22 protein-coding genes and 1 pseudogene are annotated in these 24,062 nt (G+C 49.5%); all 23 read right to left on the bottom strand.

All coding sequences use genetic code 11. The features are described from left to right. Nucleotides 1-7: 7 nt before the first annotated feature. On the bottom strand, nucleotides 8-2,713 hold the full coding sequence (gene infB / locus ACAN56_RS31260; RefSeq protein ID WP_379147742.1) for a translation initiation factor IF-2: 2,706 nt from the start codon (nucleotides 2,711-2,713) through the stop codon (nucleotides 8-10). Further along, nucleotides 2,711-3,029: pseudogene (locus tag ACAN56_RS31255) on the bottom strand (YlxQ family RNA-binding protein); the annotation flags it as partial. The gene infB and the pseudogene ACAN56_RS31255, both read right to left, overlap by 3 nt. Further along, entirely contained in the window at nucleotides 3,022-3,330 is a 309-nt protein-coding gene (gene rnpM / locus ACAN56_RS31250; RefSeq protein WP_038593419.1) for an RNase P modulator RnpM, read from the bottom strand. The pseudogene ACAN56_RS31255 and the gene rnpM, both read right to left, overlap by 8 nt. A 32-nt stretch (nucleotides 3,331-3,362) precedes the next feature. Continuing rightward, nucleotides 3,363-4,460, bottom strand: coding sequence for a transcription termination factor NusA (gene nusA, locus ACAN56_RS31245; RefSeq protein ID WP_038593421.1), 1,098 nt, complete (start codon nucleotides 4,458-4,460; stop codon nucleotides 3,363-3,365). Nucleotides 4,461-4,486: 26 nt separating this feature from the next. Continuing rightward, nucleotides 4,487-4,954 (bottom strand): ribosome maturation factor RimP, encoded by a 468-nt coding sequence (rimP, locus tag ACAN56_RS31240; RefSeq protein ID WP_038593427.1) that lies wholly within the window; start codon nucleotides 4,952-4,954, stop codon nucleotides 4,487-4,489. 176 nt (nucleotides 4,955-5,130) lie between these two features. After that, complete coding sequence (locus tag ACAN56_RS31235) at nucleotides 5,131-9,459, bottom strand: PolC-type DNA polymerase III (RefSeq protein WP_379147713.1); 4,329 nt, start codon at nucleotides 9,457-9,459, stop codon at nucleotides 5,131-5,133. Nucleotides 9,460-9,672: 213 nt separating this feature from the next. After that, complete coding sequence (proS, locus tag ACAN56_RS31230; protein WP_038593433.1) at nucleotides 9,673-11,121, bottom strand: proline--tRNA ligase; 1,449 nt, start codon at nucleotides 11,119-11,121, stop codon at nucleotides 9,673-9,675. A 105-nt stretch (nucleotides 11,122-11,226) separates the two neighbouring features. Next, nucleotides 11,227-12,501, bottom strand: a complete 1,275-nt coding sequence (rseP, locus tag ACAN56_RS31225) for an RIP metalloprotease RseP (RefSeq protein ID WP_038593436.1) — start codon at nucleotides 12,499-12,501, stop codon at nucleotides 11,227-11,229. Between the two features lie 150 nt (nucleotides 12,502-12,651). Further along, entirely contained in the window at nucleotides 12,652-13,791 is a 1,140-nt protein-coding gene (locus tag ACAN56_RS31220; protein ID WP_038593438.1) for a 1-deoxy-D-xylulose-5-phosphate reductoisomerase, read from the bottom strand. A gap of 23 nt (nucleotides 13,792-13,814) precedes the next feature. Next, nucleotides 13,815-14,618 carry a phosphatidate cytidylyltransferase gene (locus tag ACAN56_RS31215; protein ID WP_379147711.1) on the bottom strand — a complete coding sequence of 268 codons (804 nt, stop codon included), beginning with the start codon at nucleotides 14,616-14,618 and terminating at the stop codon, nucleotides 13,815-13,817. Between the two features lie 21 nt (nucleotides 14,619-14,639). Next, nucleotides 14,640-15,413, bottom strand: a complete 774-nt coding sequence (gene uppS / locus ACAN56_RS31210; protein WP_038593442.1) for an undecaprenyl pyrophosphate synthase — start codon at nucleotides 15,411-15,413, stop codon at nucleotides 14,640-14,642. Nucleotides 15,414-15,492: 79 nt separating this feature from the next. Beyond that, complete coding sequence (frr, locus tag ACAN56_RS31205; protein WP_038593444.1) at nucleotides 15,493-16,047, bottom strand: ribosome recycling factor; 555 nt, start codon at nucleotides 16,045-16,047, stop codon at nucleotides 15,493-15,495. Beyond that, nucleotides 16,047-16,775 carry a UMP kinase gene (pyrH, locus tag ACAN56_RS31200; RefSeq protein WP_038593446.1) on the bottom strand — a complete coding sequence of 243 codons (729 nt, stop codon included), beginning with the start codon at nucleotides 16,773-16,775 and terminating at the stop codon, nucleotides 16,047-16,049. Before pyrH ends, frr begins: the two co-directional genes overlap by 1 nt. 108 nt (nucleotides 16,776-16,883) lie before the next feature. Next, on the bottom strand, nucleotides 16,884-17,534 hold the full coding sequence (gene tsf, locus ACAN56_RS31195; RefSeq protein WP_038593448.1) for a translation elongation factor Ts: 651 nt from the start codon (nucleotides 17,532-17,534) through the stop codon (nucleotides 16,884-16,886). Nucleotides 17,535-17,663: 129 nt separating this feature from the next. After that, the gene (gene rpsB, locus ACAN56_RS31190) at nucleotides 17,664-18,365 is read right to left on the bottom strand and encodes a 30S ribosomal protein S2 (RefSeq protein WP_036692565.1); all 702 of its coding nucleotides are present in this window, start codon (nucleotides 18,363-18,365) and stop codon (nucleotides 17,664-17,666) included. A 201-nt stretch (nucleotides 18,366-18,566) separates the two neighbouring features. Next, nucleotides 18,567-19,187: a hypothetical protein gene (locus tag ACAN56_RS31185; RefSeq protein ID WP_379147706.1), complete on the bottom strand. Its 621-nt coding sequence runs from the start codon at nucleotides 19,185-19,187 to the stop codon at nucleotides 18,567-18,569. Next, on the bottom strand, nucleotides 19,184-19,762 hold the full coding sequence (locus tag ACAN56_RS31180) for a hypothetical protein (protein WP_038593451.1): 579 nt from the start codon (nucleotides 19,760-19,762) through the stop codon (nucleotides 19,184-19,186). Before ACAN56_RS31180 ends, ACAN56_RS31185 begins: the two co-directional genes overlap by 4 nt. A 37-nt stretch (nucleotides 19,763-19,799) precedes the next feature. Then, the gene (locus ACAN56_RS31175) at nucleotides 19,800-20,111 is read right to left on the bottom strand and encodes a hypothetical protein (protein WP_038593454.1); all 312 of its coding nucleotides are present in this window, start codon (nucleotides 20,109-20,111) and stop codon (nucleotides 19,800-19,802) included. A 117-nt stretch (nucleotides 20,112-20,228) separates the two neighbouring features. Next, the gene (locus tag ACAN56_RS31170) at nucleotides 20,229-21,632 is read right to left on the bottom strand and encodes a flagellar assembly protein A (RefSeq protein WP_379147704.1); all 1,404 of its coding nucleotides are present in this window, start codon (nucleotides 21,630-21,632) and stop codon (nucleotides 20,229-20,231) included. A gap of 29 nt (nucleotides 21,633-21,661) precedes the next feature. Then, nucleotides 21,662-22,450 (bottom strand): FliA/WhiG family RNA polymerase sigma factor, encoded by a 789-nt coding sequence (locus ACAN56_RS31165; RefSeq protein WP_038593460.1) that lies wholly within the window; start codon nucleotides 22,448-22,450, stop codon nucleotides 21,662-21,664. Between the two features lie 76 nt (nucleotides 22,451-22,526). Beyond that, nucleotides 22,527-22,940: a hypothetical protein gene (locus tag ACAN56_RS31160; protein ID WP_379147701.1), complete on the bottom strand. Its 414-nt coding sequence runs from the start codon at nucleotides 22,938-22,940 to the stop codon at nucleotides 22,527-22,529. 2 nt (nucleotides 22,941-22,942) lie between these two features. Next, on the bottom strand, nucleotides 22,943-23,440 hold the full coding sequence (locus ACAN56_RS31155; RefSeq protein WP_038593467.1) for a chemotaxis protein CheD: 498 nt from the start codon (nucleotides 23,438-23,440) through the stop codon (nucleotides 22,943-22,945). Beyond that, nucleotides 23,433-24,059 carry a chemotaxis protein CheC gene (locus ACAN56_RS31150; RefSeq protein WP_038593470.1) on the bottom strand — a complete coding sequence of 209 codons (627 nt, stop codon included), beginning with the start codon at nucleotides 24,057-24,059 and terminating at the stop codon, nucleotides 23,433-23,435. Before ACAN56_RS31150 ends, ACAN56_RS31155 begins: the two co-directional genes overlap by 8 nt. Nucleotides 24,060-24,062: the final 3 nt, after the last annotated feature.

Below are 24,062 nucleotides of genomic sequence, written 5' to 3'. Positions count from 1 at the left end.
TCTTCGCTTAGCGCTCTACCGTTTCCATAATGAACGCTTCGATAATGTCGCCCTCTTGGACGTCATTATAGCGTTCCAAAGTTATGCCGCATTCATAACCCTGCGCCACTTCTTTGGCATCATCTTTGAAACGTTTTAAGGTGTCGATCTTGCCTTGGAAGACAACGATACCGCTGCGGATCAAGCGCATTTCGGCATTGCGGGCAATTTTGCCTGAAGTAACCATACAACCTGCAATGGTACCCACTTTGCTGATTTTGAAGACGTTGCGCACTTCTGCATGACCGATAACATTCTCTTTATAGATGGGATCAAGCATCCCTTTCATCGCACTTTCAATTTCCTCAATTACGTTGTAGATGATGTTGTGCAGACGAACATCCACTTTTTCTTGCTCGGCAGCCGCTTTCGTCTGGGCATCCGGACGAACATTGAAGCCGATAACAATAGCATTGGATGCAGCAGCAAGTGTGATATCAGATTCCGTAATGGCACCTGCACCGCTGTGAATGATCTTCACGCGTACACCTTCGACTTCGATCTTGGCCAAAGAGCCCTTCAGCGCTTCAACCGATCCCTGCACGTCCGCTTTAATGATTACGTTCAGGTCTTTGATCTCGCCATCCTTGATGTGCTTGAACAGGTCATCCAAGGTTACACGGGTATTCGTGTTCAGCTCGGATTGGCGCTGGGTTGTAGAACGTCTGTCCGCGATAGCACGGGCTTTACGCTCATCTTCAAAGGCCATAAACGGATCGCCTGCCTGAGGCACCTCAGTCAAACCGGTAATTTCCACTGGTGTGGAAGGACCTGCTTCCTTGATCTTGCGTCCTTTGTCATTAACCATGGCGCGTACGCGTCCGAAGCAGTTACCTGCTACAAAGGCGTCCCCGACTTTCAGCGTACCGTTCTGCACGAGAATACGGGCAACCGGTCCACGGTTCTTGTCAAGCTCAGCTTCGATTACAGTACCGCGTGCCCGTTTGTCCGGGTTAGCCTTGTACTCATTCACTTCAGCAACGAGCAGGATCATTTCCAGCAGTTCTTCCAGGTTGATGCGCTGTTTGGCGGACAGGTTAACGAAGATGGTATCTCCGCCCCACTCTTCCGGAACCAGCTCATAGCTTGTAAGCTCCTGCTTTACCTTATCAGGGTCTGCACCCGGCTTGTCGATTTTGTTGACTGCAACGATAATCGGAAGACCTGCAGCTTTTGCATGGTTGATGGCTTCAACCGTCTGAGGCATTACACCGTCATCGGCAGCAACTACAATAATCGTCATATCTGTTACTTGGGCACCACGAGCACGCATCGCAGTGAACGCTTCGTGACCCGGTGTATCCAGGAATGTGATTTTCTTGTGGTTGATTTCAACTTGATAAGCACCGATATGCTGAGTAATTCCGCCAGCTTCGCCGCCAGTTACGTTCGTGGAACGAATGGCATCTAGCAGTGTTGTTTTACCATGGTCAACGTGACCCATGATCGTTACTACCGGAGGACGAGCCTGAAGATCCTCTTCAGAGTCGTTCTCTTCAACGGTCTCGAAGCTGTCTTCATCCACTGGAATCTTCACTTCAACTTCTACGCCGAACTCACCGGCCAGCAGCAGAATAGTGTCAATATCAAGTTCCTGGTTGATGGTTGCCATAACACCCATCGAGATCAGCTTCTTAATCACTTCAGAAGCATCCTTATGAAGCAGCTTCGCAGTTTCACCAACGGTCATGCTGCCGCGTACGATAATTTTCTTCGGTGTGTTGTCAATCTTCTCGCGGCGTTCCATTGACTGGTTTCTGCCACGGTTGTTCTTGCCGCCACGGCCGCGGTAGTTGCCGCCTTTGCCGTCTTCAAAACGCTTTTGGCCGCTGTTGTTGTTCGGTCTGCCGCCTGTAGTGTTTCTCTTAGCGCCTCTGTCACCGCCACCGCCGCGGGAGAAGTCTCCGCCGGTGCCGCCGCCTTGAGCTTGCGGACGGTTCTCGCCAGTGCGTGGTGCACCGCCTTGAGCTTGCGGGCGGCTGCCAGTGGAGCCGCCTTGCGGACGGTTGCCGCCAGTCGAGCTGCCTTGCGGACGGTTACCGCCGGTCGAGCTGCCTTGCGGACGGCTGCCGCCGGTCGAGCTGCCTTGCGGACGGTTGCCGCCGGTCGAGCTGCCCTGCGGACGGCTGCCGCCAGTCGAGCTGCCTTGCGGGCGGCTGCCGCCGGTCGAGCTGCCTTGCGGACGGCTGCCGCTAGTAGAGCTGCCTTGCGGGCGGCTGCTGCTAGTGGAGCTGCCTTGCGGGCGGCTGCCAGTGGAGCTGCCCTGAGGGCGGGAATTTTGAGTGGAGCCTGTTGTTGTTCTGCGGGAATCTTGTCCGCTTTGGGGCCTTGGGGACGTCGTCGATTGGTTGTTGTTTTGGTTACTGTTCATACCTACCTGCTTTTCCGGTTGATTTTTGTTGGCATTCTGAGCACTTTGAGGTTCGGCTGTTACCGAGCCGGTAGTTACCGGACGGCTGCTGGTGCCGGGATCCCGCTTGGCTGCAGCGTTTGACTTAATATCCTTGAAGAACTGTTCTACTTTGGTCACAGAGCCATTCTCCATGACACTCATATGATTATTCACAGGGACATCCAAACGCTTCAGAATTGTAATAATTTCTTTACTGCTCATGTTCAGAGACTTCGCGTATTCATACACGCGCAGTTTATCTTTATTGTCTTCTTTAGTCAATAACTCCACCTCCGACAGTATCTCCGAGTTGCTTGGAGATCATTTCCGCGAATCCTTTATCCGTAACGGCCAGCACAACGCGCTGGTCTTTACCAATACTTGCACCGAGTTCATCCCGGTGAAATGCGATTACTAGTGGAATATCGTAGGTTCCGCATTTATCACGGAACTTTTTTTGGGTATTATCTGAAGCGTCACCCGCCAGAACGACCAGCTTCGCCTCTGAAGACCGTACCGCTTTAAGCACGGCCTCATCGCCGGTGACAATCTTGCCTGCTCTCATCGCAAGCCCTAAATAAGAAAGTGCCTTACTCATCGTCCTCACTATCCTTTGCTGCCAAAAATTGCTCCTCCACGGATGCAAAATCCCGGGCAAGCTGGGCATAGATTTCAGGACTCACTTGACATTTTAACGCACGGTCAAGTGCTTTATTCTTTTGTGCCAGTTTAAAGCATTCAAGCTTGCCGCAGATATAAGCGCCCCGGCCTGACTTTTTGCCTGTCAGGTCGATCAGCACTTCGCCCTCGGGCGTTCTAACCACGCGAATCAGCTCTTTTTTGGGCATCATCTCCTGGCTGGCAACGCACTTGCGCAGCGGCACCTTTCTTTGCTTCATCATAAACGCCTCCCCTCTAGTGAGCAGGTTAATTAATCAATGGAGACGGAATCCTGATGCATTTCATCGCTTACCGTTCTAGGTCTGCCGTATTCCTGCTCTGCCTGGGTCTCGCTCTTGATATCAATTTTCCAGCCGGTCAGTTTGGCAGCAAGACGGGCATTCTGCCCCTTGATGCCGATCGCCAGCGACAATTGATAATCAGGCACGATGACACGGGCCATTTTTTCCGCTTCAAAGACTTGAACTTCAAGCACTTTGGACGGGCTGAGCGCGTTGGCCACATATTCCTGTACAGCCTCAGAATAACGGACAATGTCAATTTTCTCGCCGCGCAGCTCTGTGACGATGGTCTGCACGCGTGTGCCTCTTGGGCCTACGCAGGAGCCAACCGGATCCACTTCGGGATTGCGCGAGAAGACCGCAATTTTCGAACGGAAGCCTGCTTCGCGGGCCACAGAACGAATTTCAACCACGCCGTCAAAAATTTCCGGAACCTCCAGCTCGAATAGACGCTTCAACAATCCGGGATGACTGCGGGACAACATAATCTGCGGCCCTTTGGTCGTATTCTCCACCTTGGTGATATAAGCCTTGATGCGCTCGCTTTGCTTGAACTTTTCTCCAGGCATCAGCTCGCTGAGCGGCAGAACCGCTTCGATTTTGCCAAGGTCAACATAGATGTTGCGCATATCCTGGCGCTGTACAAGCCCGGTAACGATATCATCTTCCTTGTCGATAAAAGCGTTATAGATAAGTCCGCGCTCCGCTTCACGAATACGCTGGGTGACTACCTGCTTGGCAGTCTGGGCAGCAATACGGCCGAAATCGCGCGGCGTTACTTCAAGCTCAGCGATATCCTCAAGCTGGAAGTGCGGGTTGATTTCCCGTGCAGCCGGCAGTGAGATTTCGGTCCGGGTATCCAGAACCTCTTCAACAATCAGCTTGCGGGCAAATACCTTGATTACGCCAGTGTTGCGGTTCATGTCCACACGCACGTTTTGCGCCGCATTAAAATTGCGTTTATAGCTGGAGATCAGCGCAGCTTCGATGGCTTCAAACAGCACATCCTTGCTGATGCCTTTCTCCCTCTCCAGTTCATTCATAGCTTCGATAAAATCCATACTCATGAAAATCCGGTCCCCCTTTCAAGACGTTAAAAAATAATGGCCAATCTCGCGCTGGCGACTTTGGCATACGGTACTACATGTTCTTTTTTGCCCGCGGAGATGAGCAGTTCCTCGTTCTCGAATGAGAGCAAACGACCTTCGAATTCTTTGAGTCCCTGAATCGGCTCATAAACTGTCACATACACGTCTTTGCCTACCGCTTTGGCAACATCCGCCGCTTTCTTAAGCGGGCGCTCAGCACCCGGCGAGGAAACCTCAAGGAAATAAGCCTCGGGTATAGGATCATTCTCGTCCAGCTTCGAGCTGAAATATTCGCTGATGGCACCGCAGTCGTCAATATCTATGCCGCCTTCTTTATCTACGAATATGCGCAAAAACCAGTTGGAGCCTTCCTTCACGTATTCAACGTCCACCAGTTCGAAACCATTGTCCTCGAGATAGGACCCGAGCATCTGCTCTACCGTTTGTTTAATTTTGGATTTGGGTGTGCTCAAAAGAAATTAACCTCCACGAACTTGTCTTTTGCTATATACCAAAGATAAAGAGTGGGTTTCCCCACTCTTTACACAACGGACTTATCTCATTATTACCAAAAAAATTATACCATAGTGCATCAGCACTGACAAGTGCTAGCCCTTGACTGCCTCTTTTCAGGCATCCAATTTGTAGTTTAAAACAGGGATAGCTGGTTGCTTTCCGGCAGGCCGCGGAAGCAGCCCATCCCGGTCAGCAGCTCAATTACCGTCTTACTCGCCTTGGACTTCTGCTGAAAATCCTCGATGGAGAGGAACTCTCCGGCATCCTTGGCGGCGGCAATGTTATAGGCGGCATTCTCACCAATTCCCGCGAGTGCAGAGAACGGTGGAATGAGGCTTTTGCCGTCAACGGTAAATTTGTTAGCATCGGAACGGTACAAATCAATATTTTTGAAAGTAAAACCTCGGGCTGTCATCTCAAGCGCCATTTCAAGAATCGGCAGCATCGCTTTTTCCTTTGGAAGCGCCTGGAAGCCCTTCTGTTCAATATCTACAATCTGGCGGGCGATGGCTTCGTAACCCTGGCAGCAAAGTTCAATATCAAAATCAGCCGCCCGCACCGTGAAGTATGTCGCATAATATTCAATAGGATGATACAGCTTGAAGTAGGCGGTACGGACCGCGGAAATAACATAGGCGGCGGCATGCGCCTTCGGGAACATGTACTGGATCTTCAGGCAGGAATCAATGTACCACTGAGGAACCTTGCACTTTTTCATTTCCTCGATCCATTCAGCAGACAGCCCTTTCCCCTTACGTACGCTCTCAGTAATTTTGAAGGCCAGTCCCGCATCCATTCCAGCCTTGTAAATCAGGAACAGCATAATATCATCGCGGCAGCCGATAACTGTCTTGATGTTGCAGGTGTTGTTCTTGATCAGTTCCTGGGCATTGCCGAGCCAAACTCCCGTACCATGCGACAGCCCGGAGATTTGCAGCAAGTCGGCAAAGCTGGAAGGCTTCGACTCCACCAGCATCTGGCGGACAAATTTCGTCCCCATTTCCGGAACTCCGTAGGTAGCCACAGGGGTCCGGATCTGGTCAGGCCTTACTCCAAGCGCATCAGTAGAGTTGAACATGCTCATGACCTTCGGATCGTTCATCGGGATGGTTGTAGGGTCCACTCCTGTTAAATCCTGCAGCATCCGCATCATTGTCGGATCATCGTGGCCCAGAATATCGAGCTTTAGCAGGTTGGCATCAAAGGCGTGATAGTCAAAGTGGGTGGTCTTCCATTCCGCATTGACATCATCTGCCGGGAATTGCACCGGTGTAATATCCTCTATCTCCATATAATCCGGCAAAACGACAATACCGCCGGGATGCTGGCCAGTGCTTCGCTTGACCCCGGTGCAGCCCGCGGTCAGACGTCCCACTTCTGCTCCCCGCCAGCGCTTCTGATGATGTTCCTCATATTTCTTCGTGAATCCGAAGGCTGTTTTCTCCGCCACCGTACCGATGGTGCCGGCACGGAATACGTTGTCCGGACCAAACATTGTTTTGGTAAAGTTATGGGCGTTCGGCTGATATTCACCCGAAAAGTTAAGGTCGATATCGGGAACCTTATCGCCCTTAAAGCCCAGAAACGTTTCAAAGGGGATATCCTGGCCTTCACCCTTGAGCTTGCCGCCACAGTCCGGGCAGACCTTGTCCGGCAGGTCAAAGCCGCTTGGCACGCTGCCGTCGAGGAACCATTCACTATGCCGGCATTCCGGATTTACACATATATAATGAGCTGGCAGCGGATTTACCTCGGAGATTCCGAGGAAGGTGGCAACTACAGACGATCCTACCGAACCACGGGAACCTACGAGGTAGCCATCCTTATTCGACTTTTTCACAAGACGCTCAGAAATCAGATAGTTGGCAGAGAAACCAAATTTAATAATCGGCGCCAGCTCTTTTTCCAGCCGGGCAACGACAACCTCAGGCAATTCCTCACCATAAATTGATTTTGCCGTCTCATAGCAGGTGTTGCGGATTTCGTCATCAGCGCCATCGATAATCGGCGTAAACAGCTGGTCCGGGAACAGGTCATATTCCTCAAAGCGGTCAGCCAGCTCCACCGTATTGGTGACGACAACTTCCATCGCTTTTTCCGCGCCCAGGAATTCGAATTCGGCCAGCATTTCTTCCGTGGTGCGGAAATGGGCATCCGGCTTGCGCTGGTCTTTGAGCGGGCTAAATCCTGTAATCCCGTGGATCGTAATATCGCGGAACAGCTTGTCCCGCGGCTCCAGATAATGCACATTGCCTGTTGCAATGACCGGCTTGTTCAGCTGTTCGCCGATTTCACAAACCTTGCGCACTACGCCCCGCAAATCCTCTGCGCTGGCCACGAATCCCTTGTCCACCAAATGCATGTACATCGTCAGCGGCTGAATCTCCAGAATATCGTAGAACTGGGCAACCTCCATCGCTTCTTCAGTAGACTTATTGAGCACAGCCTCAAAGAACTCTCCCCGTTCGCAGCCGGAAATGACCAGCAGACCGTCCCTGTGCTCTTCGAGCTTGGACTTAGGAATGCAGGGAACGCGCTTGTAATACTCCGTATGCGACATGGATATCAGCTTGTAAAGGTTCTTCTTGCCAGTCGGGTTGAGTGCATAGATGCCGCAGTGAAACGGCCGGGTGTTCGACAAATCATTGCCTACATAATCATTCAGACGGTCAAGCCGGGTCATCCCCTTCATCTTCTCGGCATCAGCCAGCAGACCATTCAGAATACCTCCCAGGGCAATGGTATCATCCACCGCACGGTGATGGCTTTCCAGCAGAACCTTATATTTGTCGGCGAGTGTATTCAGCCGGTGGTTCTTCATGCTCGGATACAACAGACGTGCAAGTTCCAACGTATCCAGGGAAGGATTGGGCAGCACAGGCAGACCCAATTTCACCAGGGAAGCCTGAATGAACCCCATATCAAATCTGGCATTATGGGCAACCAGGATACTGTCGCCTATGAACTCGACGAATTTCTTCAGCACCGGCTCCAAATCAGGAGCGTCCTTAACCATCTCATCAGTAATATTAGTCAGCTGCTGAATATGGTATGGAATTTTCTCATGCGGATTCACGAACGTTGAGTAGCGGTCGATCTCCTGGCCGCCGGTCATTTTAATCGCAGCAAGTTCGGTAATATTATTCCGGGTGATCGACAAACCGGTGGTTTCTATATCGAATACGACATAGGTGGCGGTCTTCAGGTCCAGCGGCTGCGCGTTCTCCACAATATTTACCGAGTCATTCACCACATTGGCCTCGACGCCGTAGATCATTTTGATCTTATGCTTATGTGCAGCATGATTGGCGTCCGGAAAGCTCTGCACAACCCCGTGGTCAGAGACGGCAATTGCCGGGTGCCCCCACTTTGCTGCGGTCTTGACATACGCGTCAATAGGCGCCACTGCGTCCATCGTGCTCATAGTCGTGTGCAAATGGAATTCTACCCGCTTCTGCTTCGCATTATCCTTACGTGCCGGCGGTGCCGATACTTCGTTCAGATCCGATGGAATCATTACCAGCTCCGGAATCTGCATAAAGCGGTCATATTCAACCTTGCCGCGCGCTCTAACCCATTTGCCGTTGGCCAGTTGGCCCATAACCTTCAGATCTTCTTTGGTCTTCGCAAACATCTTCATTTGCAGAGAATCAGTAAAGTCTGTGATGCAGAAGGTGAACAAGGTATTGCCGTTGCGCAGCTCCTTGCTGTCCAGTCCGAAGATCGTACCCTGAATCGTGATTTTCTTCTCTTCATCCTGAATTTCCAGAATAGGTACAGCCTGCTCCTTGATTTCATAACCGACCTGAAGCTTAATGACTTCATTCGGATCTCCCTCATCAACGGGTTCATCCGGCTCGCTGGCCATCATCATCATTTCAACGAGCTCGCGCTGCTCCTGCTGAAGCTTCTGCTGGAACTCTTCATAAGCATCCGCTTTGCTGTTTTCATTCTCGGCAATCTGCAGCTTAACTTTTAGGGACAGGCCAAAATATTTATCGTAAAATTTAATAATGGCGCCTTCGATTCCCTTTTTACGGGCCAGCTCTAAAGACATTGAATCATTTAGGCTGAGCAGAAGCGTACTGTCTTGAAGCTCTTGAGTGGAGCGGGTCAGCCAACCGTTGACCGATGGGATCTCGCGCTGCGCCCATTCCAGAAACAAGCCCCAGTATTCCTGTACAAGCTCTGCTCTGCTTACTTTTTCATCATATAGAAACAAGAAGCTGACTTTGGCAATATGCTGCAGCTTCTCACGCATTCTCAAACAAAATGTCCGGTAGGTCTGTGCCGGAACAAGAGTATCTTTGGCAATAACGATGTGCCAGTCCCGGTTACCGCGGCTGATTTCCACACGTTCGATATGCCCGTCCAAAAAGTAGGGATCAATGAGTGCAGGCGGAATCTCTCCCTGCTTCATCAACAGCTCGAATCTTTTTCTTCTTTCCACGTTCTGTTCCATGCTTCCCCCACCTAACTTTTACACAGATAATAAAATCTCCCCGCAATTTGAAAAAACCTAATTTCCAAAACCAAAGAAAACATTAGGAAGCCTTGAGTCCACTATTTTAAAAAGCTCCCGGGAGGTGAAAGCATTGGGTTCTTTCGGCCCGCCGACTCCTCTCCCAGAAGCTACATTCAGATACTGAAGAATTATATAGTATTGAGCAAAGAATTAATACGCCTTGGCAAAAACAACCGTATGCGCAGCGGGCTTGCCGCAGCAAATACAGGTATCCTTCTTCACCGCAGGCTCAAACGGAATATTACGGCTGCCTGCACCCGTTTCTTCCTTGACTTTAGACTCGCATTCTTCAGAACCGCACCAGCCTGCCAAAGCAAAACCACGCTGTTCTTCCATCGAATCCTTCATTTCTGCTAACGTATCCACCGAATAGAAGTGGTCCTCACGGAATTTCAATGCACGTTCAAACATTTCATTGTGTACTTGCTCCAGCATGGCATTAACCTCTGCGACAAGGTTCTCCTGCTGAATGATTTTCTTCTCGCCTGTAATACGAGATACCAGAACACAAACCCCGTTTTCCATATCACGAGGACCTAATTCAAGACGGACTGGCACTCCACGCATTTCGTATTCATTGAATTTCCAGCCTGGAGTAACGTCAGCACGATCGTCCACACGCACACGGATGCCTGCGTCTTTCAGATCCTTGAACAGCTCGTCCGTCCGGCCAATGACAGCTTCACGGGTCTTAGGAGGTCCGATTGGAATCATGATTACCTGTGTTGGAGCGACCTTAGGCGGCAAAGCCAAACCACGGTCATCCCCGTGCACCATAATGAGCGAGCCGATTAAGCGTGTTGTGGATCCCCATGAGGTTGTATGAACATATTCCAGCACATTGTCACGGCTTAAATATTGAATATCAAATGCTGTAGCAAACTTGGTTCCCAGATAATGGGAGGTTGCCGCCTGTACAGCTCGTCCATCCTTCATCATGGCTTCTATAGAATACGTGTCAACCGCCCCGGCAAAACGCTCGGAAGGTGTCTTCTGTCCAGTGATGACCGGAATTGCCAAATAGGTCTCGACAAAATCACGGTAATTCTCAAGCATCCGCATCGTTTCCTCACGGGCCTCAGTTTCATTCTCATGCGCCGTATGGCCTTCCTGCCACAGGAACTCTGTGGTACGGATAAACGGCAGCGTACGCTTCTCCCAGCGGACTACGTTGGCCCATTGGTTGATCAATACCGGAAGATCGCGGTAGGATTGAATCCATTTGGAATACATATGCCCGAACATGGTTTCGGAGGTCGGGCGAACCGCCAGACGTTCCTCCAGCACATCACCGCCAGCTTCCGTAACCCAAGGCAGCTCAGGGTTAAAGCCCTCGATATGATCCTTCTCCTTCTGGAAGAAGCTTTCCGGAATAAAGACCGGGAAATAAGCATTACGGTGGCCCGTTGCCTTAAGGCGGCGGTTCATTTCCTCCTGAATATGCTCCCAAATCTCGTATCCCTCCGGTTTGAAAACAATACAGCCTCGAACCGGAGAGTAATCCATCAGGTCCGCTTTCTTGATTACATCGATATACCAGCGCGAGAAATCCTCGCTCTGTGGGGTGATTTCCGTAACAAACTGCTTATCTTTTGCCATATGATGGAACTCCTCCTAATGCCCTGCAAAGTGTGGCTTTGGTTTCACAACATCGTTAAAGTCCTTTGCGGGGACTGCCAAAGCTCTAATTCATTCAAGTAAAAATCAACCGGTGATTAACCGCAGGATATCATTATAGGTAACGGCGATCATGACCAGGAACAGCAGGGCAAATCCGACAAAATGGACCATCCCTTCACGGCTTGGATCTACCGGTTTGCCGCGAAGTGCTTCTACACCCAGGAAGACGAGACGGCTTCCGTCAAGTGCAGGGATCGGCAGCAGGTTAAAAATACCGAGATACAGACTCAGAATAGCCGCCCAATAGGTCAGGTATTGAATGCCTTGCTGAGCGATTTGCCCCGTCATCTTCGCTGTTCCGACCGGACCTGAAATATCATCCATATTAAAATTATTAATCAGTGTTTTAAAACTTACAAAAATCGTTTTGGTCCAATCCACCATGGCAGTTCCTGATTTAGTAATGGTCTCGCCAAAACCGGGCTGCCGTGTAGGCAACTCAGGAGTGATCCCCACTTTGCCGCCTTCTTCGCCCTCCATACTGCGGGGAATCATGGCCACATTAAAGGTTTCATCGCCACGCTGCAGCGTCCACTGCATCTCTTTACCTTTGGAAGCGGAAGTTAATGAAATCATCTTCTGGTAGTCTCCGCCAATCTGTTCTCCATTAATAGAGACGACAATGTCACCTTTTTGCACTCCGGCTTCCTGAGCCGGCATACCTTCGCTGAGATCTCCAATCTTCACAAAGGTTGGATTCTCAATGACGATACCGGCCATCTGCAGATGTACTGCAAACAGCACAAAAGCAAGCAGAAAGTTCATCACCGGCCCGGCAACGATGGCCAAAGCACGCTGACCTACAGTTTTACTGCCGAATTGACGGTCTTTGGGCGCAATCTGTGTCTGCTGTCCCCGTTTGATCATCATTGCCTGTGGATGAACATCATAAGTGGTTACATCTCCATCGACATCAAGGCGGATCTTCAGCTCGTTCTCAAGGTCGGTATATTGCGCTTCCCCACGGATTACATTTCTGCGGGTATCGAGCGCGTCTAGAAAGATGCTTTTAACTTTGTTATCCTGTCCCAGTCTTACGGCAATCGTCTGCCCTGGACCGATCTCAATAATTTCGGGATCTTCACCGGCCATCCGTGCATAACCGCCAAAAGGCAGCAGGCGAAGCGTGAACTGGGTTTCATTGCGTTTATAAGAAAACAGTTTCGGACCGAAACCGATAGCAAATTCTCTTACAAGGATACCCGCGCGTTTGGCAAAGTAATAATGCCCCCATTCATGCACGGTCACCAAAACAAAGAACATGAACACCGTTAAAAAGACGACTCTTACCATTTCCATGCGTTACATTCCCCCTTAAGGTGTAAGACCGAAGTATGTCCTCTTAATTTATCATTATTCCAAGGCCTTGCACAAGAGAATCAACTGTCCCACCCAATTTTTCAGGGCAAAGCAAATATTTCCATGTTCCAAGTACATAAAGTGATTTATTTAAAGTTTAGCTGCAAGCTCCCGGGTCATCTCATCGCAATGCTGAATCTGCTGTAAATCCGGCTGATTGACATTCACCAGGCGCTGGAGCACTTCTTCAATAATCTCTTCAATACGCAGGAAGGGAATCTCATGCCGGAGAAAACGGGCAACTGCAATTTCATTAGCCGCGTTGAAGGCTGTGGTTGCCGTCCCCCCCGCTTTCCCGCATTCAATCGCCAGCTTCAAGGCTGGAAACCGTACAAAATCCATTTCCCGGAAAGTTAGGCGTCCTATTGCGGCAAGAGACAGCCGCGCGGCAGGCGATTCCCAACGTTCCGGATAGGTCAGCGCATATTGGATCGGGACCCGCATATCCGGATTTCCGAGCTGGGCGACAATACTGCTGTCCCGGAATTCTACATAGGAGTGAATGATACTCTCCGGATGCAGCAGAACATTTATCTGCTCATAGGGAAGACCGAACAGCCAATGCGCTTCAATGACCTCAAGTCCTTTGTTAACCATGGTTGCCGAATCAATTGTTATTTTGGCTCCCATACTCCAGTTGGGGTGGCGAAGCGCATCCTCTACGGAAACCTTCTTCAGCTGCTCACGGGTGTAATCACGGAAGGACCCGCCGGAGGCGGTGATGGTAATGCTGGAAACATCCTCGCGGTTCTCACCGTTCAGACATTGAAAAATTGCAGAGTGTTCACTGTCGATGGGCAGCAGCTTAACACCTTTACGGTTGGCAAGCTCGGTAACCAAATGCCCTGCCGTGACAAGCGTTTCCTTATTGGCTAGCCCAATATGCCGTCCGGCTTCGATCGCGGCAAGCGTTGACTGCAAGCCTACGCTGCCCACCACTGCCGTGACAACCGTATCAGCGTCCCCACCCGCAGCAATTTCTATCAATCCTTCACTTCCGTAAAAAAGCTCAATACCGGAGGGCAGCTCCGACCTGATCTGCTCAGCGAGTTCTTTCGTGGACACTGATACTCGGCGAGGCTGAAAGCGGCGGACCTGCTCCAAAAGCAGGGCGGTATTGCTCCCTGCAGCCAAACCATCAACATCAAAAGAGTCCGGATGCATTGCAACTACATCCAGTGTTTGAGTGCCGATCGAGCCGGTAGATCCGAGAACACTTATTTTCTTCATATGTGAACCTTCTTTCCCGTCGTTTAATAGTAAGGCATAAGCATTACGATATGTACGAAAGGAAATACGATAATCCAGCTGTCGCAGCGGTCAAGAATTCCTCCATGACCTGGCAGCAGCGAGCCTGAATCCTTAATACCGTACACCCGTTTATAGGCAGATTGTACAAGATCTCCAAGCTGACCGAGCACAGCGCAGGACAAACCGATAAGCAGCGCGCGTCCGTAAGTCAGCAGATCAGGAACAAATATTGCGAAAACAATGGAAATTACGATAGAGATCAGTACCCCGCCAAGGGCTCCCTCTACCGTTTTATTGGGGCTGATTGCCGGCCAGAGCTTATTTCTCCCAAAGCTTCTCCCTACAAAATAAGCACCTGCATCACTGCCCCAAATGCAGCACAACAAAAGGAAGGTCCAGAAGAGCCCATGACCGTCGCCTGCAGCTCGGGCCACAGCCATATAGGAAAAGCCCATTCCTATGTATACAATCCCTGTGAACAGGAGTGAAGTAATCTTAATATCCTGCTTATTCTTACTGAACACCGTCACCAGCAGGAACAGCAGCAGAAGAAGCCATATGCCTTGTTCCCAGGACAGCCATGGATTAACTTCGAGCAGGCTCCAAGGAATCATGTAGCAGGCTACAGCAGCATAACCAAGTATCGCAGTACCGCCAAACACCCGGACACCTGTCATTTTAACAAATTCATAAAACCCGATGAGCGCCATACCGGCAAGCAAAAGCTGATAAGCCCAGCCGCCCAAAAAACACAATCCCAAAAACACTGCTCCGGCAACAATTCCGGTGATCAATCGCTGCTTCAAAGATTCCCATCTCCCATCAGGCTACTTCAGTCCACCATAACGGCGTGTGCGTCTCTGGTACTCCGCCACAGCCTGCAGCAAATGCGTTTTATCAAACTCCGGCCAGAATACATCTGTAAACCAGAGCTCACTGTAAGCAACCTGCCAGAGCATAAAGTTGCTGAGCCGCATCTCTCCACTGGTCCGGATCAGCAGATCCGGATCCGGCAGTCCGCCTGATAACAGTCGGCTGTCGATCAGCTCCGATGTAATCTCCTCCGGGGACAGCAGGCCTGCTTGGATATCCTGACCCAATCCGCGCATGCAATCCTCGATTTCTTTACGACCTCCGTAATTCAGGGCAAAATTTAATATAAGTCCAGTATTCCCTTGTGTCCGGGCAACGGCTTCTTCCATCGCCTTCCGGGTATGTGTAGGCAAAGCGTCGGTATCACCCATCACGCGCACTTGTACGTTTTTCTCAATCAGCTCGTCCAGTTCAAGGGCCAGGAACTCCACAGGCAAACGCATCAGGAAGTCAACTTCATCCTTAGGACGTTTCCAGTTCTCTGTAGAAAAAGCGTACATGGTCAAAAACTCAACGCCCAGGTCGTTGGCGGCAATTGTTGCACGTTTTACAGCTTTCATTCCATTCTGATGGCCGACAATGCGTGGCAAACCACGCCGTTTAGCCCAGCGTCCATTGCCGTCCATAATTACAGCCACATGCCGGGGAATGTTGTCCGGTGAAATCTCGACTGGCTGTGGCTCCTGCCTGTCTTTACGGCTCAGCCATGCTTGAATCCGTTTGATCATTTCCGTTTCCTCCAAGCTCTTATCAGAAAGAGACAAACCCCACCATAAACGGAGGGGCCCTGAAGTCTCTTGATTGTCATTATACTTCCATAATCTCTTTTTCTTTGGACAAGAGCACCTTATCAACTTCAGCTATGAACTTATCCGTTGATTTCTGAATATCTTCTTGGTGTCCGTGTGATTCATCTTCGGAGATGCCGTTCTTCTCCATTTTCTTGATATCATCGTTGGCATCGCGGCGGATGTTGCGAATGGCTACCTTTGCTTCTTCACCAAACTTTTTGGTGAACTTCACAAGCTCAGTGCGGCGTTCCTCGGTTAACGCAGGAATAGACAAACGGATGATTGTACCGTCATTAGCCGGTGTAAGTCCCAGATCGGACTTCATAATTGCCCGTTCAATGTCGGAAAGCGATGATCTGTCCCAAGGCTGAATCAGCAGCGTCCGTGAATCCGGTGTGCTGATGTTGGCCAGCTGGTTGACAGGGGTAGGTGCACCATAATATTCAACTTGAATGCGATCCAGCAGCGCTGTCGAAGCGCGTCCCGCCCGCAATGAGGCCAAATCGCGTTTCAGCGACAAAATCGCTTTTTCCATACGCTCTTCGGCATTTTTCTTGACCGCTTGTGGCATTAATCTACACTCCCTTTAACAATCGTCCCGATCTTCTCACCGAGAACGACACGTTTGATATTGCCTTGCTCTGTAATAGCAAACACAATGAGCGGTATATTATTATCCATGCACAGAGAGGATGCAGTGGAATCCATGACGCCAAGATTTTTGTTCAGCACGTCCATGTAGGTCAGCTGCTCGTATTTCTCGGCAGTACTGTCTTTGAAAGGATCTGCTGAGTAGACACCGTCCACTTTATTCTTCGCCATCAGGATAACTTCCGCTTCAATCTCAGCTGCTCTGAGAGCTGCCGTCGTATCCGTCGAGAAGAAGGGGTTGCCCGTTCCTGCGGCAAAGATTACCACGCGGCCTTTCTCCAAATGGCGAATGGCACGGCGGCGGATGTACGGTTCAGCAATCTGCTGCATCGAAATGGAGGTCTGTACCCGGGTAGGAACATCGATTTGCTCCAATGCATCCTGCAGTGCAAGTGAGTTCATCACTGTTGCCAGCATCCCCATGTAGTCGGCCGTTGCACGGTCTATACCGCTTGCGCTTCCTGCGATTCCGCGCCAGATATTGCCTCCGCCGCAAACAATAGCGACTTGAACTCCAAGCTCAACAACTTCCTTGACCTGCTCTGCGATGGAAATAATCGTCTCGGCATCAATGCCATATCCGTTTTGTCCTGATAGTGACTCACCGCTTACCTTAAGGACTACTCTTTTAAATACCGGCTGTTCCAAATGTATACCCTCACTTTCTTACAAAAGACGGAACACGATTGTGCCTGTGTTCCGTTCATTTGATGCTTGCATTATTCAGTTCAATGAAGTTGTAATCAGTCTTGCTTCTTATTGATTAACTTGCGCCATTACTTCTTCAACAAAGTTGTCGACTTTCTTTTCCAGACCTTCGCCCAGTTCAAAACGAACAAAACGACGGATGGAGATGTTTTCGCCAATGGTGCTGATTTTTTCGTTCAGCAGCTGGGAAATGGTTTTGTCCGGATCTTTAACGAAGGGTTGCTCAAGCAAACAATATTCTTCGTAGAACTTGCTGATACGGCCTTCAACCATTTTTTCAACGATTTTCTCAGGCTTGCCTTCATTAAGCGCTTGTGCCTTCAGAATTTCTTTTTCTTTCTCTACAGCTTCTGCCGGAACTTCTTCACGACGAACATACAGCGGGTTAGCTGCAGCAATTTGCATTGCGATATCGCGTGCAAATTCTTTGAAGGAATCCGTTTTACCTACGAAGTCAGTTTCGCAGTTGATTTCTACAAGTACGCCAATACGTCCGCCAGCGTGGATGTAAGATTCTACAGTACCTTCAGTAGCAATACGTCCAGCTTTGTTAGCTGCTGCGGAAAGACCTTTTTCGCGAAGCAATTCAGCGGCTTTGGTGATATCATTGTTAGCTTCTTCAAGCGCCTTTTTGCAATCCAGCATCCCTGCGCCTGTTCTTTCACGAAGTTCCTTTACTGCTTTTGCATCTACTGCCATTGTTATTCCCTCCAGATAATTGTCGTTTTATACCATTTTGGTCCATTATCCTAAAAAAAGGGCAGTGAGAGGTTATCCACCTGCCAACCACCCTTTTCATTTAAGTTCTTGTTTGATTCCGGCTACTATTTAAGCAGTAGTTGTGTCTTCACCCTGGTGAGCTTCGACAACGGCATCAGCCATTTTACCAGTAAGCAATTTCACGGCGCGGATTGCGTCGTCGTTGCCCGGGATAACATAGTCGATTTCGTCCGGATCACAGTTAGTATCAACGATAGCCACGATAGGGATACCCAATTTGCGAGCTTCCGCAACAGCGATACGCTCTTTACGCGGGTCAATGATGAACAGCGCGCTTGGCAGACCTTTCATGTTCTTGATACCGCCCAGGAATTTTTCAAGACGATCTTTCTCTTTGCGGAGAAGGATTACTTCTTTCTTAGGCAGAACTGCGAAGGTACCGTCTTCTTCCCAAGCTTCCAGTTTCTTCAGGCGATCAATACGCTTCTGAATAGTTTGGAAGTTAGTCAGGGTACCACCCAGCCAACGTTGGTTAATGAAGAACATACCCGAACGTTCAGCTTCTTCTTTTACGGAATCTTGAGCTTGTTTCTTTGTTCCTACGAATAGGATTGTGCCGTTGTCGCCAGCGACGCTTTTTACAAAGTTGTAAGCTTCCTCTACCTTTTTAACCGTTTTTTGCAGGTCAATAATGTAAATTCCGTTTCTTTCAGTGAAGATATAACGATCCATCTTTGGATTCCAACGACGAGTCTGATGACCGAAGTGTACCCCAGCTTCGAGAAGCTGCTTCATGGAAATTACTGCCATCTTCACACACCTCCTAGTTTTGGTTTATTGTGTGTCTCCTCCGCCGCGTGTCATTTTTCTACAAGACTTCCTTCAGAAGAAAGCACCCCTTGTCGAAATCAACCGGCGTGTGTTTTAACACCGTCAATTACTATACCATAATAAAATAATGTATGCAACGATTCATGAAAAGTTTTGTGAATTTCAAAGTTCTAAGATAAATTATTTCACTGTAATCAGCTTGTCAATGATAACATTATTGCTCTCGCCTTTAGTAAAGCTGTACCGTCCATATTGAATTTTCGTATTGGCTTTACGGCTTACTGCCGTCTGAAGAAACTTATTCTTATCCGTAATTACACCTGCTTTTACCAGCAAATCGGCAGTTTCCGTAAGTGTGCTGCCGGTAGGAATTGTAACAGATATCGAGCCGTTTACGGCAACCTCCGGAGTAGCTGGCGCAACTGTGGATGGTTTCTTTTCGCTTGCAGGCTTTGACGGGGTAGCTGGTTCAGAAGGAGCAGCGGCAGCGCTTGGCTCCACCGCTGCTTGCGGCGTAGAAGCAGGCGAAGCTGGAGCGGCGGGTTCGTTTGCTGACGGAACAACCGCAGCTGGCCCCTCTTTCCCTGATCCTTCTGTTCCCTCTCCTGTCTCGCCTGTATTACTAGTGGCAGTAGGTGTTGCACTCGGATCGGTTACGGTAAGGTTCAGCTTCGCAGCTTCCTTAATTAGCTTCTCCTTGGACAAGGGAGCGGCTCCCCCGGTGATCATCACTTGCAGCAGCAATGCTCCTGCAATCAGGCCTGTACCTAGTCCGAACATGAAGGAACGATTCTTGATCATACCGTCTCCTCCTGCTTGGCCAGCTGCAGAATCAGTTGAACCTCTCCACGCTGAAGTCCTGCTGTCTTAGCGATAGCGTCAATAGACTTTCCTTGCTCATGCAGCTCGAACAATCGCGGATAACGCAATTTGATCGAGTTGACCGGCTTTGGTTTCGGCTCAGGCTGTTCTGCAGCGTGCTCTGTTGATGGCGGTCTCACAGCTTCTGAAGCGCGGCTGGCTGAAGATTCCTTGGCAAATGAAGCTGTTAGCTGCAGCAGGCCCTTTTCTTCAGCCGTCAGACGCGTTTCAAGCAGCATTGACTTCTTTTGCAGATCGGCAACTTGCTCCCGAAGTGAATCGATCTCCTCCTGCATTGCTGTTCTGTTGTTCTGGGATTGCTGTTTGATGCTGCTGACAAGCTGCAGCATTTTATCATTTTCCCGCTCGATGTCCGCCATATATAGTTCAAGCGCCGCTTCTGTTTCCTTTAGACTCTGCTTATCGGCTGAGTCTTCTTTTGCACGCGCCGGCAGTCTCAGGGCATAAACGATAGCGACAGCGCCTACCAGCACGATATATACCCATGGTTGCAAGTGCCCTATCTCCTTTTACATATCAAATTATATCCTCTCAGAGACTGAGATCGATCCGTCGGCCCTTATAGGGATGTTCAGCGTCGTGAGACGTCTGCTGTTTCTCTTGTTGATGGGAAGAGGACTGACTTCCCGCATGATTTCCCTGGCTATCATCATTGCGCAGCGCAGATTCCGCAGATTCGTCAACCTCAGTGCTGCGATGGGCCAGCTCCGAGCTCTGCTTGACATTCTGTCCTGCGAGCTGCTGCTGATCTACAGCAGGACGATGCTGCAGCCCATGCTGGACTTTGCCCGCGTCAGTTGTCCGGGGCAGGGCAATCTGCAATTCCACCGGTTTCAGACTCATAGCAACCCTCTTCTCATAAGTAGAAACGGACGGGCCGTCCCAAGATTCGCAAATCCTTCCAGAGCCTGCTGTATTTAGACATCAAGGATGGCCGGCCGCCTGTCGCTGCCCGCCTGATTAAACGTACGGCGCCAAAGTGATATCGCCTTCACTATAAATAAAGACAACCCGTTCCGTAGGATCCTTGACAAATCGTGTATATCTGCCAATTACGATTTTAGAACCTCCGTAGATGGTCTTAACTACTTCCACCCTGGCTCTAACTGTATCCTCGAGCATTCTTTCAATTTCCAGTACACGCTCTTTAATGCGCTTCTCTTCACGCATATGCGATTGTTTGGTGGCGTTCAGTTTGACGCGCAAAGCAACCTTATCAGGAGCAAGCTGACCATTGTTCGCCAATTGATTCAGCAGGTACAGCGCTTTGTTGGTTTTATCCTCATTTTCAAGCAGCTGCCGCAGCTCCAGGCGCAGATCGTTAATCTCATTTCGGAGTTCTGGTACAACGCCAACCTCAATGGCAGTCGCCGTAGACATCGTATTTCCGATGGTTCTTGCTACAACTCTTTCACCGGCTTGTACAACTCCACCTACTATAAGTCCCTTTGAACCATTGCAAAGCACATCCCGGCCTGCCCGGATATTAGAGTGCATAATACTTTGGGAAACGATAACATCCTCCCCGGCGACGACATTTCCATCCTGGATGAACGATACTTTTACATTTTTGCCTGCACTGACGAGTCCCTTGTTATACCCGATAATTCCGCCGGCAATCTCGATCGATCCCCCGGAGATCAGTTCAGCACCTTCCACTCCGCCAACCACACGGATATCTCCGGCAGATTTAACCGTAAACCCGGTCAAGACATTGCCGCGAATAACAACTGTCCCTACAAAATCAATATTTCCCGTACTGTAATCAACATCACCGTTGACTTCATAAACCGGGAAAACATTGACCTTGCCCTTCTCCGTCAGAGTAACGAGTCCGTCCATCGCGGCATACATCGAAGTTTCATCTTGATCGATCAGAACATTTTTGCCGACTTTAAAGTGGGCATCTTTTCCCGCTCGATACGGAATTTCCTCACCGGTAACCGTATTGCCGCTTTTGCCGGGCATCGGCGGAATTTTTCTGGCAATCAACTGGCCTTTCTTAACATTGTGAAGACGGACCAGGTCCTTATAATCGACCTTGCCATCAGCTTTTTCGAGCGGTTTGCGGTCCACCTCCATATCAATAGTAAGGACCACCCGCCCATCCGTACCATTCTCCGCGGGATCACCAATCGCAATTGGCACTCTGTTGAAGAAATACTCTTCTGGATTACTGCTGATTCGCTGTACAATATCCCGCTGAATACCGTAACGAATATTGTGACTGTTTAGGAAGCTTTCGAGATCTTCACTCGAACAGGAGAAGTTTTCATCCTTCTTGGAAAATTGGAGGTACGCAATCCCTTTATCCTCCGAAAACGTGATACTCACGTACTGGTTCAAAGCATAATTACCGATCAATTTTGCTCCCCCTTGTCACCGTCGCCCGGTTAATCGTTTTGCATGAGAAGATCGCGATTTTTCTCAAGTGTTCCTCTCAGCCGCAAAATAGCTTTTGAATGAAGCTGCGAAATCCGTGAAGGCGACAGTGACATCACCTCGGCGATCTCGCTTAATGATAAATCTTCATAATATAAAAGGGACACAACGGTCCTTTCTTTCACCGTTAGTTTCTCGATGCCTTTAGTGAGCGTATCGCGCAAATAAAACTCATTTACTTTGCGATCCGGATTTTTGGCTTTATCATCCACCAGGATGGACAAGCGTGTCTCTGATTCTTCCTCGCGAATAGGATCCTCTAGTGAGCAGAGCGACATTACTGCTACGTCCTGCAGCATATTCTGAAACTCCGTCTCCGTAACATTCAGATATTCGCTCATTTCCTCGTCACTGACTGATCTTAGGTATTTCTGCTCCAGCTGCTGGTAAGCATCTTCGATTTTTTTGGCTTTCTCCCTCACGGACCTGGGAACCCAGTCGCTCTGGCGCAATGAATCAAGAATCGCTCCACGCACACGCCAGGAAGCATAAGTCTGAAACTGGAGTCCCCGCTTATAGTCGAATTTCTCGATGGCATCAATCAAACCCATGACACCGTTGCTGGCCAAATCATCTTTAGATACATTTTTGGGTAATCCGACTGCCAAGCGGCTGGACACGTAATCTACAATATGGAGGTAATTCTCAATCAGCTTTTTTTTGGCTTCGGGATTACCTTGCTCTTTCCACTGTTCCCAGAGCCCGTCAGTTTCCGATTGAGAAGCTTTATGCTCGTTCAACGGCTTTCACCCTTCCCAAAGTTTAGTCAGCGGGCATAACACGGAACAGGTGAGCCACTTCCGCAATAGCACACGCTTATTCTTCTTTCAGGTGACGAACGGCCTTGGCCAATTCTTCAGGATCTTTCATAGAGACCAGTTTAGGCGGCAGCAGCGGTGTAAAACCTTCACTGCTTCCGCTTTCTTCGGCCGGCTTCGGTTTCAGCAGGTTTATTAATTCTTCATCCTCATCCGGAGTAATGACATCGAAATTGCCACCCAGCGCCTCATTGCCCTCTAAGTTTGTCTCAGCATCTTCTGGTTCTACAGACTGTCCAGCAATAAAACCCAATACCCAACTTAAGAGGAATGCAAGCACAAACCAAATAATAAATCCAAAACTGGCCCGAATTAAACTTGTTCCAAGTAAATTATGCCCATAGTTCACAAAAAAGGTAAACAAAAATCCTATCGCTCCAACGATGATGTTCACTACTATTTTTCTGCTCATGGTTATATTTCCCTAGTGCCTTTTTGCACGCTGCGGATATAGAGTATACCGGTACTGCAGGAAATTTCAATGGTGCGGCCAAAATTGCCGCCCGTGTCCTCGGCAATCAAAGGGATCTTTAGCGCCTCCAAAGCAAGCTTACAGGATTCCACATTACGAGGCCCGATCCTCATGGTGTCATTCCCCCCGGCAAAGGCAAACATTTGAGAGCCTCCGGCCATCTTGGCCACGATCCGGCTGCGCATTGCTCCAAGTGCAAGCAAGCGGTTCAGAAGCTCCGGCACTGCGGTATCTGCAAATTTGGCAATGTTCATTTGTCCCTCACGTGCGATATCCGACGAAGGCAGCATCACATGCGCCATCCCCGCCAGCTTCTTCCCAGGATCAAACAATGTAAGCCCCACGCAGGAACCAAGACCTGTTGTACGCACAAGGCTGTCTTGGCTTCCTACATTAAGATCTGCCATACCTACTTTAATAATGCTTTGTTCTTCAATCATTATCAAACGGTACTCCTAATGATTTAAAGATCTTCGGGAATGATTCTGGATCGGGAATAAGAAAGAACTGTCCTTCAATTTCGTCCTTGCCTTCCAGGAAAGTCGTGTCGATCAGCAAAGCATCATCGCCCATCTGACCGAACTGCAGCAGACCGTAGCCCAGAATGGCCCCGGCCATGTCCATGGCCAGTGCAGGCACTGTAGGGTACATGGAAAGCGAGGTGAAGTCGGCAAGGGAAGAAAGGTAAGACCCGGCAAGAATGTTGCCAATTTCATTCAAAGCCGAAAGCTCCATTTCACCCAGCTCCTGCTCGGGAGAAATCTCAATACCGGCAACCCGGTTAAGCAGGCTTATAGCCGCTTCCGGAGTAAGAATGAAAAAGAGATTGCCCGGTGCTTCACCCTCGACCCGCAGGAAAACCGCATATACCAGTTCTTCTGCTCCTCCGACCTTTTCAGTGATTTCTTCAAAGCTCAGCAGCTGCACTTTCGGAACAGCCATGTCGATCGGCTTGCCAAGAAGCTGAGATAACGCGGTGGCGGCGTTACCAGCTCCAATGTTGCCCACTTCCTTAAGGACATCCATTTTAAAATCCTTGAAGTTTTTGAAAAGCTCCATATG

Origin of the sequence: Paenibacillus paludis, from assembly GCF_042610515.1 — a bacterium.
Lineage (GTDB): Bacteria > Bacillota > Bacilli > Paenibacillales > Paenibacillaceae > Paenibacillus_AQ.
This window is presented reverse-complemented; position numbering and strand designations above follow the sequence as displayed.

Coding starts and splice junctions, on each gene's coding strand:
- rnpM (WP_038593419.1), bottom strand. CDS start 3,330: ATGAAGCAAAGAAAGGTGCCGCTGCGCAAGTGCGTTGCCAGCCAGGAG.
- nusA (WP_038593421.1), bottom strand. CDS start 4,460: ATGAGTATGGATTTTATCGAAGCTATGAATGAACTGGAGAGGGAGAAA.
- ACAN56_RS31235 (WP_379147713.1), bottom strand. CDS start 9,459: ATGGAACAGAACGTGGAAAGAAGAAAAAGATTCGAGCTGTTGATGAAG.
- proS (WP_038593433.1), bottom strand. CDS start 11,121: ATGGCAAAAGATAAGCAGTTTGTTACGGAAATCACCCCACAGAGCGAG.
- rseP (WP_038593436.1), bottom strand. CDS start 12,501: ATGGAAATGGTAAGAGTCGTCTTTTTAACGGTGTTCATGTTCTTTGTT.
- ACAN56_RS31220 (WP_038593438.1), bottom strand. CDS start 13,791: ATGAAGAAAATAAGTGTTCTCGGATCTACCGGCTCGATCGGCACTCAA.
- uppS (WP_038593442.1), bottom strand. CDS start 15,413: ATGATCAAACGGATTCAAGCATGGCTGAGCCGTAAAGACAGGCAGGAG.
- frr (WP_038593444.1), bottom strand. CDS start 16,047: ATGCCACAAGCGGTCAAGAAAAATGCCGAAGAGCGTATGGAAAAAGCG.
- tsf (WP_038593448.1), bottom strand. CDS start 17,534: ATGGCAGTAGATGCAAAAGCAGTAAAGGAACTTCGTGAAAGAACAGGC.
- rpsB (WP_036692565.1), bottom strand. CDS start 18,365: ATGGCAGTAATTTCCATGAAGCAGCTTCTCGAAGCTGGGGTACACTTC.
- ACAN56_RS31185 (WP_379147706.1), bottom strand. CDS start 19,187: ATGATCAAGAATCGTTCCTTCATGTTCGGACTAGGTACAGGCCTGATT.
- ACAN56_RS31175 (WP_038593454.1), bottom strand. CDS start 20,111: ATGAGTCTGAAACCGGTGGAATTGCAGATTGCCCTGCCCCGGACAACT.
- ACAN56_RS31160 (WP_379147701.1), bottom strand. CDS start 22,940: ATGAGCAGAAAAATAGTAGTGAACATCATCGTTGGAGCGATAGGATTT.
- ACAN56_RS31155 (WP_038593467.1), bottom strand. CDS start 23,440: ATGATTGAAGAACAAAGCATTATTAAAGTAGGTATGGCAGATCTTAAT.
- ACAN56_RS31150 (WP_038593470.1), bottom strand. CDS start 24,059: ATGGAGCTTTTCAAAAACTTCAAGGATTTTAAAATGGATGTCCTTAAG.